The organism is Ignavibacteria bacterium (assembly GCA_025612375.1).
Classification (GTDB): Bacteria; Bacteroidota; Ignavibacteria; order Ignavibacteriales; family SURF-24; genus JAAXKN01.
This window is the reverse complement of sequence record JAAXKN010000002.1, coordinates 328,472-338,229: the sequence shown is the minus strand read 5'-3', so window position 1 is coordinate 338,229 and position 9,758 is coordinate 328,472. Positions and strand designations below refer to the sequence as shown.

7 protein-coding genes are annotated in these 9,758 nt (G+C 45.7%); 3 read left to right on the top strand and 4 right to left on the bottom strand.

Going from position 1 to position 9,758, the window contains the following annotated elements:
- Nucleotides 1-277 precede the first annotated feature (277 nt).
- Together HF312_03150 and HF312_03145 are read left to right on the top strand one after the other, a co-directional pair.
- Nucleotides 278-865 carry a DJ-1/PfpI family protein gene (locus HF312_03150; protein MCU7519184.1) on the top strand — a complete coding sequence of 196 codons (588 nt, stop codon included), beginning with the start codon at nucleotides 278-280 and terminating at the stop codon, nucleotides 863-865.
- A 103-nt stretch (nucleotides 866-968) separates the two neighbouring features.
- Nucleotides 969-1,994: a family 43 glycosylhydrolase gene (locus HF312_03145; GenBank protein ID MCU7519183.1), complete on the top strand. Its 1,026-nt coding sequence runs from the start codon at nucleotides 969-971 to the stop codon at nucleotides 1,992-1,994.
- Nucleotides 1,995-2,059: 65 nt separating this feature from the next.
- On the opposite strand, the gene HF312_03140 is transcribed toward HF312_03145, so the two are convergent.
- On the bottom strand, nucleotides 2,060-5,413 hold the full coding sequence (locus HF312_03140) for a DUF4082 domain-containing protein (GenBank protein ID MCU7519182.1): 3,354 nt from the start codon (nucleotides 5,411-5,413) through the stop codon (nucleotides 2,060-2,062).
- A 386-nt stretch (nucleotides 5,414-5,799) separates the two neighbouring features.
- Here HF312_03140 and HF312_03135 point away from each other — a divergent pair, with 386 nt between their 5' ends.
- The gene (locus HF312_03135) at nucleotides 5,800-6,645 is read left to right on the top strand and encodes a creatininase family protein (GenBank protein ID MCU7519181.1); all 846 of its coding nucleotides are present in this window, start codon (nucleotides 5,800-5,802) and stop codon (nucleotides 6,643-6,645) included.
- Nucleotides 6,646-6,686: 41 nt separating this feature from the next.
- On the opposite strand, the gene HF312_03130 is transcribed toward HF312_03135, so the two are convergent.
- The 3 genes from HF312_03130 to HF312_03120 all read right to left on the bottom strand — a co-directional run bounded on the left by HF312_03130 (nucleotide 6,687) and on the right by HF312_03120 (nucleotide 9,720).
- A complete protein-coding gene (locus HF312_03130; protein MCU7519180.1) occupies nucleotides 6,687-8,111 on the bottom strand; it encodes a serine hydrolase in 1,425 nt (474 codons plus the stop codon).
- Between the two features lie 51 nt (nucleotides 8,112-8,162).
- Entirely contained in the window at nucleotides 8,163-8,765 is a 603-nt protein-coding gene (locus HF312_03125) for a hypothetical protein (protein MCU7519179.1), read from the bottom strand.
- A 124-nt stretch (nucleotides 8,766-8,889) separates the two neighbouring features.
- The gene (locus HF312_03120; protein MCU7519178.1) at nucleotides 8,890-9,720 is read right to left on the bottom strand and encodes a DUF3078 domain-containing protein; all 831 of its coding nucleotides are present in this window, start codon (nucleotides 9,718-9,720) and stop codon (nucleotides 8,890-8,892) included.
- Nucleotides 9,721-9,758: the final 38 nt, after the last annotated feature.

Below are 9,758 nucleotides of genomic sequence, written 5' to 3'. Positions count from 1 at the left end.
TGTATACCAGGGCCCAAACGTGCCCCATTTTAAGTTTTCCTTCAATTTTTCAAAAACAAGCCTGTTTTATTTTGAGACATTTTTTGCCGGATGTTTCAATTCTTTACATTTTACCGGATTTCTAATCTGAGAGCTTAAGCCCCCTTGGAAATTTTCTCTGGTTTTTTATTATGAGTTTCTTAAATTATTAGGCAGTCCGGTTTTAAATTCTGCCGGGAAAGAGATTTTCCTCATTTTGGAGGGAGCTTATAAACCAGTAAAACAACAGGAGGTCAAAATGTCTGTTAAAAAGATTCTCATGATTGTTGGTGATTTCGTTGAAGATTATGAAGTAATGGTGCCTTACCAGATGCTTTTAATGGTAGGCCATCAGGTCCACACAGTCTGCCCTAATAAAAAACCTGGCGATACGGTAAAAACAGCCATACATGATTTTATCGGCGACCAGACCTACGCGGAACTCCCGGGGCACAGGTTTAAGATCAATGCTGACTTTAATGAGATACTGCCCGAAAAGTATGACGCGCTGGTTCTGCCGGGCGGCAGGGCTCCTGAATACCTGAGGCTCAATAACAGGGTGCTCGACATGGTAAGTCACTTTTCAAAGGAGAATAAGCCTATTGCCGCAATCTGTCACGGCCCGCAGATCCTTGCAGCAGCAGACGCGCTTAAGGGTAAAAAGATGATCTCTTACCCGGCAGTAGGGCCCGAATGTAAAATTGCCGGAGCCGAGTATGGCGACATAAGTCCCGATGCCGACAATGCAGTTACAGACGGCAACCTTGTAACCGCCCCGGCCTGGCCCGCGCACCCCGAATGGATAAAGCAGTTCCTGAAAGTACTCGGGACAAAAATAGAACCGTAATTTTTCAAGTTGTTCGGGCAGGAGCCCCATTCCTGCCCCTTTTCCTCTTCCGCCTCTTCACTTTTTATTTTTTAATTTTTAATTTTTAATTCTAACTTGGAATATGAAAATTAAATTACACTTAACTTTCCTCCTCCTCTCAGCCCTTTTTTCTGCTGTCTCCTGCGCTGAGACTCCATCTGGTTTGCCCGATACCACCGCTTACTTTACAAATCCTGTTGTGGAAGACGGTGCCGATCCGTGGGTCATTCAATATAATGGATACTATTACTACTGCTTCAGCGACAGCGGGAGAATATACGTTTCCAGATCAAAGCATCTGCAGGATATAGGCAAAGCCGTACCCGCGCCTGTGTGGACGCCTGAGGAAGGGAAGGAATATTCAAAAGAGCTCTGGGCGCCTGAGCTTCACAATATTAACGGCAAATGGTATATCTATGTTGCCGCAGATAATGGCGATAACTATAACCACCGTATCTATGTCCTGGAAGGATCATCCCAAGACCCGCAGTCTGCTTTTTCGCTTAAAGCACGCCTTAGGGCTCCTACAGACAAATGGGCAATTGACGGCACTGTGCTCACAATGGACGACGGCAGCCTTTATTTTATCTGGTCGGGCTGGCAGGGCGATGAAAACGTTGCACAGAATATTTACATCGCTCCAATGAGCAATCCCTGGACTATCACGGGCGAAAGAGTTCTTATCTCCAGACCCGAACTTCCGTGGGAGCTGCACGGCAGACCGCTAATAAATGAAGGCCCGGAAATCCTGAGGCACAACGGACGGATATTTATAATCTATTCAGCCAGCGGAAGCTGGACCGACGATTACTGCCTGGGTGAATTAGACTACGGCGGGGGCGGCGTAATGAAAAAAGAATCTTGGCACAAGAAAACGTCTCCCGTATTTAAGTCAACGGAAAATGTCTTCGGCCCCGGTCATGCATCATTTACAAAATCGCCTGACGGGAAAGAAGACTGGATAGTTTACCATGCGGCTAAAAAGAAGGGCTCGGGCTGGGACAGGAATGTAAGGATACAGAAATTCTCCTGGAATAATGATGGCTCCCCTGATTTCGGAAGCCCCGTAGCCGAAGGAGTCAAAATTCCGGTGCCTTCGGATAAATAATAAAAAAGGCGGGGCCTCAAAAAGTGAAGCCTCACCTTTTATTTTGTCTCACATATATCTAAACCTTACTTCACGAGCATCATCTTTTTAACCATCATAAGGCCGCTTCCTGTAAGCCTGTAGAAGTAAATGCCCGACATAAGGTCTTTGGCATTGAAATTAACCTTATAGCTGCCGGCTTTCATATTCCCCTGCATTATGGATTGCACCTTCTCGCCAAGAATGTTGTAGACTTCAAGGCTGTAGAAGCCGTCCCTTGCAAGGCTGAATTCAATTATTGTGGCAGGATTGAAAGGATTCGGGAAATTCTGCCCCAAAGCAAATTCAGAAGGCACAGCCCCTTCTTTCTTTTCAACTCCTGTAGCGGAACTGGTGCTGAAGCTGGCGGTTTCCGAGAATGCCGACTTTTCACCCTTTGAATTCAATGAGCGTACGCGCCAGTAGTAAGAGCTTTCTGCAGATAACTTATCAAGAGCGACAGAATTATTCTGAACTTCAATGCTCACAGGCTCCGACATATCGGACTTCTTCGAGTATTCTACTATATAACTTTCTACGTCACCCGAAGCCGGTATAAACCACGAAAGCACCGGCGAAAGGCTTCCGGTCTGAACACCTTCAACAGGACTGCCCGCAAGAGGTACAACTGCGGCGTTGCCTGCAAATACAACAAAGCTGCCCGTTGCAGAAGGAGACGAATAAACTGTACCGTCATAAGAACGAACCTGCCAGTAGTATGTTGCCCCCGGAGTCAGATTTTTCAGCTCGTACTTTGTCTCTGTAATTCCATCAAAAATAACTGCTCCTGTCATTGAGGAAGAAGTGGAATATTTCAATTCATACGTCAATCCCTCAGACGGGGAATTTAAGAACCAGGAAAGTACAGGTGAATTAGTATATACCGTTACCCCTTTTACAGGCCATGAGAGTACCGGGCTCTTAGCTATAGGGGCATTGCTTGCAGTCTTGAAGGTTTCAGTCTTAGACCAGCCTGAAATCCCGAGTGGACTTGTAGACCGGACTCTCCAGTTATAGGGCTTTCCGGCTTCAAGCCCTGTTATTTCAACGGACAAGTCTGAAATATCTGATTTGGTTGGTGCTCCTGTCAGCGCGCCCTGTCCGTACTCCACGTCATATTTCAGTCCTGTGGAAACTGTTCCTGTGTACCAGCTGAGAGTTGTTTCAGTAGAATAAACCAGAGCGCCCTTTACAGGCCATGACGGATTGGGAACAACAGGAGCATTGCCTATTGTACCTGCGACCTTAAATGTTGCGGGTTTGGACCACCCGGAGTAATTTACTCCGTCAAAGGATCTCACCTGCCACTTATAGTCCTTTCCCGGCATAAGAGGATTGGTTACAACGGAAAGTGATGCTATGCCGTAGAATGTCGGGGAATTTGTAAAGCTCGTTTGCAGGCCTTCAACAATTTCCACATCAAAGGTTAACCCGTCGGATGCCGCACCAAGGTACCAGTTGAGGCTTGGGGTCAAAGTGTAAACGACCGGGTAACCAATCGGCCAGGACGCAACAGGGACAACAACTTTTTCTGCGGCTGCAGTCTTAAAGCTCACAGGATCAGACCATGAGGATTCGCCTGAAGCTGATATGGACTTTACATGCCATGAGTACTGTTTGCCTGATAGAAGTCCTGTAACCTTATAGTGTGTGTCATTTATTCCTGTATTTGTAGCATTATTTGTAAGCGCTGTTGGAGCACCCTCTCTCATTTCGAGAGCATACGTCAGCCCTGTGGATGCACCGTTAAGATACCAGTAGAGGTCCTGCGACAATGAGTACACCGTTGCATTCCCGACGGGCCAGGAAGCTACAGGTTTCAAAGCCTCTCCGAAAGAAATAAAGCTTTCTTTTGCGGAATATCCCACAACAGCTCCCGCAGCGGTTTTAAGCCTTATTTTCCAGTAGTAGGTTCTTCCTGCCTGAAGGCCTTCAAGCGTATACTGGTTTTGTGTAAGATTGCCGATAGTAACATAAGAGGCGAAATTCTGGTCTGTGGAATATATGAGGTCATATTTCCAGCCTGTTCCCCCCGCAGGTACGTACCACGTAAATTGCGGCTTATCATTAAATAGCCTTACTCCTCCCTTGGGATAGGAAAGGACTACATCAGTATGGGCAATCGTAGTAAACTTAAAAGTGGAAGACCAGTTCCCTTCCACAATATCATTAACTCCCTTTACACGCCAGTAATAGGATTTGCCGTTTGAAAGTCCTGCTATGGCAAAAGAATTGGAAGTAATGCTAGTAAAGGTTCTGAGGTTAGCAGTAAAGCCGGCATCTTCTGCTAGCTGGAGAGTATATGAAGTAACTCCCGCAACAGCCTGCCAGCTTAAAACCGGTTCAATTGATACACCCGTCATTTCATTTGTAGGAGAAGGATTTACAGGTGCCTGAGGGGTGTACAAGGGAACAACTACAATATCCCTGAAATAGTTGGGACTGTCGAAGAATGTCGAGGGAAACACTCCCGGTGTTTCATTATAAATCCCGTTATTCCCTGACGGGGCAGTTAAAACGCCGTTGGTTACCGGCGATTCCAATGCATGCGGCATGGCACCATAAGCCACGTTTGAATTTACAGAAACCACATAAGTAGTTCCGGCTTCAAGATAAACCTCATCATTCAGCCTGGCATACTGCCATCCGGCATTTGTCTCGCCTGTAAAGCTGACCGATGCAAGTTTACTTCCGTTCATTGCCCATAGATTTCCCGTGTGCTCACCTGTCTCACCGGCAACTTTATAGTATCTGATATACTTGACTTTGGCTGCTGTTGAGGTAGTGAATTTAAGCCCCAGCTCAAGATCCCCTTCCCCGGTAAATGGATCTGCTGTTGGCACCTGAGTGGTAAATACCTGATCCAGCGGAGAGGCAGTAATGTCAACAAAGTAACTGGAACTGTTGTAAGTGTCTGCCGGGTATTCTTCCCGCGTCACGTTAAATACACCCATCTCACCCGTCAGAAATCCGTTTGAAACGGCAGTAATAAATCCGTTCTGTGTAATAGGATATTCCGTGTTGGCATTGACTGATACAACATACTTCGTACCGGGCTCGATTCTTAATGGTGAAGAAAGGGCTGCTGTCTGCCAGCCTGAAGATGATTCTGAAGAAAAAGTAACTTCTGCAAGTCTTTGACCTGAATTTGACCAGATCTTGCCTGTGTGCGCTCCGGTCTCTCCAGCCATTTTGTAGAAACGGATGGCTGTAACCTCCGCCAGGTGCGAAGAGGTGAACTTTGTACCCAGCTCATAATTGTCATCAGTCCCTGAAGAAGCGGGTACCTGGCCGCTGAAGATCGTGTACTGGGCTTTAACGTTCCAGGCAGATAACAGAACAAATGAAAAAGCTAAAACGAACAGAGTAAAGATCCGAAATCGCTGAAATGATCCTTTCATGGCCCCCCCTATCATTTGTTTGTAATTAAATTAAGAACAGGAAAATAAAATTGTAATTTAGATCAATATCCTTATCAGACTGTGATCTATATCAAGTATTATGTCAAACATTGATATAATTCAAGTATCATACCAGTTAAGGGCAATGCGTTTTGGGGCCAATTTCCTGATTTTTACTAATAAACCTGACTCCGGGGATTTTAAACGTGTATCTTTTTGAGGCATCGTTTCTCCTTCTGAAAATTCCCAAAGGCAAATTATTTGCCGCATTGAGGAAGATTTATATATTTGTGTACCAAAATTTTTTATAACGGATCTATTGAGGAAGCACAATGAAAAATGTTATATCTGCAGTTACTATCTTAATAACTATCCTGTTATCCGGGATGTCTTTTGCACAGACTTCCCAGGAAAGGCTTTCCACAAAGTACGAGGAGCTCACATCGCCGGATTTTAAGAAAGCCGTGGAAAAATCTGAGATGACCTGCATCATACCGATGGGAATTCTTGAGAAGCACGGACCCCATCTTCCCCTGGGCACCGACATGCTGGACGTAAGGGAAATTGTCTCTCGCGCAGCCCAAAAGGAATACACTATTATTTTCCCGCAGTACTATTTCGGACAGATATTTGAAGCCAAACACCAGCCGGGCACAATTGCCTACAGCTCAAGCCTTGTATGGAATATTCTTCAGGAAACCTGCGATGAGCTTTCACGCAACGGCATAAAGAAAATTATACTAGTAAGCGGCCACGGCGGCAACACTTACTTTCTCAGATACTTCTGCCAGGCACAACTTGAAAAAAGAAAAGATTATGCCGTTATACTTTTCACCCCGTCTGAAAACCCGGAAGTGGCAGAAAAAGTTAAAAAGCTCCGCAAGACAACAAATGACGGACACGCAGGTGAGACGGAAACTTCCGAAATGCTCGTTACAAACGGATCACTTGTCCACCTCGATCAGGCCAAAAGCCAGAACGGGGACGATCAGAAACGCCTGAAGGACCTTCCGGATTCTTTTTCAGGTATATGGTGGTATGCCCGTTTCCCCAATCACTACGCTGGCGACGGAAGCTTTGCCTCGAGGGAATTAGGCGAACTGCTGGTTAATAACGAAGTGGACCAGCTTACAAGACTCATTCAGAATGTAAAAAAGAATAGCAGCATACTGGAACTCCAGAAGCAGTTCTTTGATGAATCTGAAAACCCGCAGAAGACCGGGCTTCATTAAAACTAAATAGGTGAGAGCCTGAAAGAGACTCTCACCTTTTCTTACTTCTTTTCCGAAACCGTCACTTCAGAAAGCGTTTCAAGCTCATCGGGTCCGTAATTTACGGGCTCACTAAATATTCTTACGGCTTTTATCTTCCCCTTTTCATTTCTCAAAAACTGCAGTTTTGTATCCGTCCTTTCAAAAAGAAAGATGTCCTTCTCTGACGGGATTAGCCTGTACTTCCCTTCAAACCTGCATTCGGAAATGAGAGAATCCCCGCTGAGGGTTATGCTGCGGTATACTTTTTCTTTTGAAGCGTATCGGAAATCATTTCCTGCCGGGCGCCTGACTTCGAAAGTGCCGGAATATTCCCTTAAAGCTTTATTATCCAAATTAAGAGCCTTCTCAGGCTTCATGCCCAGGAGTCTTAATGCAATTTTGTTTGCCGCATCGTTGGGACTTATGGAACCGTTATTTGAGGCGATAAAGACGAACAGATGCTTTTCAGGAACCCTTATGGCGTCTGAAAGGTAGCCCGCAATCCCGTCGTGCTGAATAAAATGCATCCCTTTATATTCGCCCAGCGCCCAGCCGTATCCGTAGTTGGTTTTCTCTCCATCGGGAAGTGTAAATGAAGTCCAGGCTTTCTTAAGCCATTCCTTATTCACTATTTCCCCGGTATAAAGCGCCTCATCCCACTTCAGCATGTCGTCACAGCAGGAGATGATGTCCCCTGCGGCAAACAATGAACTGAAGCTGAAATATGGCCCCGGCTTAAAGGCGCCTTTGCCGCTGGATTTATAGTATGGGACCAGCCCCGGAATAACGCTGTCAGATGAGGCGATAAAGGTGTTTGTCATGCCTAGAGGAGTGAATATATTTTTCCCGAGGTACTCACTGAAGCTCATGCCCGAGACTTTCTCTATTATGATGCCCAGGAGTGTAAATCCGGAATTTGAGTAGTTCCAGTTTGTTCCGGGTTCAAAGTACAGATCCTGATCCTGGAAAAGTTTTATCAGGCTATCCGGCTTAAAGTCACTCTTCCTCAGGCTCATATAGTCCGGCCTTTCATAAAGGCTCATTATGCCGCTTGTGTGCGTAAGAAGGTTTTCAATTGTTACTCTGCGGCCATGGGTGTTATAATCGGGGATGAATTTTCTTACATCATCCTGAAGAGAAATTTTTCCCTCCCGGCAGAGCTTCAGTATGCTGACAGATGTAAACTGCTTTACAATCGAGCCCAGGGGGAAGAGGAATTCCGGGGTCTGTTTTACCTTGAGCTCCAGGCTTGCCATACCGTACGCCTTGCGGAAAAGCACCTTCCCGTCTTTTGCCGCGAGCACAACGGCGCCCGGGGCCGAGGGTTTATAGGTGGCATTCATAATGCTGTCGATATAAGCCTTATCGGACTTTGACAGCTTTTGTGACGCAGCTATTGAAGCGGTCAGTAAAATCAGAAGAAATATCCTGCGGCAGGTCTGCATTTAGATACCCTGTTTTGTTTCATAATTAGACGCAGGATATTTTATTTTGTTTTAGAACTTCCCGAACTTCAAAGCCAGGTTGACAGAAAAATTGCTCAGGTCGGAGTTTTTAATTCCCACCATATTTACGCCCGTAGTCCACCTGTATCCGGCTCCGAGCCCGATCTTCATAAACTTAGCCACATTGAGCTCTCCGCTTACAGCAGGTTCAAGGACAAAGAACGCATCCGGGTTATTGTCGCGGCTGGAGTGCTCCATAAAAAGCCCCTCGCGGTAGGAGATGCCGCCGCCTCCAACAAGGAGTGAAACCGAATAATGAATAACTTTCATAGGGTTAAAGTAGTATTCAGCTATCAGTCCGCCGTAGCCGAAATTTAAGACCGGGCGCTCTGTAAAGCCGAAAACGTCGGTTACCTCCTGGTCTGCCTGAATCTCGTTTGCAAGTCCAAAGCCGCCTCCTCCGATTAAGAACTGGTGGTTTATGAGCCATCCGCCGTAGCCTCCCACTATGACGCCGAAGCTGCCTTTTACCTGTGTGAATTTTACCACGGGCCCGCCGAAGCCGCCGTTATCTATTTCACCTTCAAAGACTGTTTCCCTCTGTGCAAAAAGACAGGTAGTCACAAGGAAAAAGAAAATTGTTATTTTTTTCATACAGTCACCCCCGGTACAATAAGTTCAAAGAATTTCTGAATGCTCCATTGTCAATGTAATATATATGCCGGTTATTATCCAGTAAGTGGTAATGTTCCCCGGCACAACTTTCTGAAATCCTTTTTCAGAAGAACGTATACGTAAATCCCAATAGCAGCATTTCTTTCAGCTGGGTTTTGGGTGAGAGGGCTTTTTCATAGAGCGTCAGAACATTCAGCTTAACGGTAAAGAATTTATTTATCTGTGCCGCCACGGTGTTGTCCCATCTTACATCCCACACGTCCAGGTTCTTAAAACGCGTGAATAGCCTGAGGCTGCTTTTATACAGCATATTTTCGCCCAGATCTGTTTCCAGGTCAGTTACCGATTCAAGACCCGTTTCAAACTTGAAGGCTTCAGCTTTATCCATTGTCCCGGCATCATCCGTGTACTGCCGGTATCTATTTGTAAAGGTTTCCTGGAATGCAAGGCCAAACCTTGTTGTAACAGTTTTGTTTCTCGTATATGCAAAGCCCGCACTTTGCGTTACGAAACCGGGGTCAAAAAAGTCTGCAGTCTTAACAAATGGAGTAACCTTATAATTATACCCCGTGCTTACTGCCGTCCTGATAGTGTTGCTTACATAAGGCTCAATGGCCCAGCCCACAAAGTATGAGTACACGTTCTCAAGATAGAGCTCATTGTCGTTTGTCCTGTAGTCACTCTCTCCCAATTTGGTTCTGCCGTAGGCTAGTTTGAAGTTATTCAGGAATGAGTAAGTTTTTGTATAATAGTTCAGCCCCAGTTCTCCGTTAAGGATCCAGGTAATTGCATTATCCCCTCCCTGCGCCCACTGGCTTAGAGCTATCTGGCTTACATTAATTCCCGCAGCACCTTTGGGTATCCATTTGTAAAGCAGGGAATCATTCACTTTCTGTGCAAAGACAGTGCATGAAATGGCGAAAATAAAAAACAAGAGCGACCTCCTCATATCGACCCCTCTAAAAAGTTATT

What these genes read in the sequence shown, in the direction of transcription:
- HF312_03150 (MCU7519184.1), top strand. Translation starts at nt 278, where the DNA reads ATGTCTGTTAAAAAGATTCTCATGATTGTTGGTGATTTCGTTGAAGAT.
- HF312_03145 (MCU7519183.1), top strand. Translation starts at nt 969, where the DNA reads ATGAAAATTAAATTACACTTAACTTTCCTCCTCCTCTCAGCCCTTTTT.
- HF312_03140 (MCU7519182.1), bottom strand. Translation starts at nt 5,413, where the DNA reads ATGAAAGGATCATTTCAGCGATTTCGGATCTTTACTCTGTTCGTTTTA.
- HF312_03135 (MCU7519181.1), top strand. Translation starts at nt 5,800, where the DNA reads ATGTCTTTTGCACAGACTTCCCAGGAAAGGCTTTCCACAAAGTACGAG.
- HF312_03130 (MCU7519180.1), bottom strand. Translation starts at nt 8,111, where the DNA reads ATGCAGACCTGCCGCAGGATATTTCTTCTGATTTTACTGACCGCTTCA.
- HF312_03125 (MCU7519179.1), bottom strand. Translation starts at nt 8,765, where the DNA reads ATGAAAAAAATAACAATTTTCTTTTTCCTTGTGACTACCTGTCTTTTT.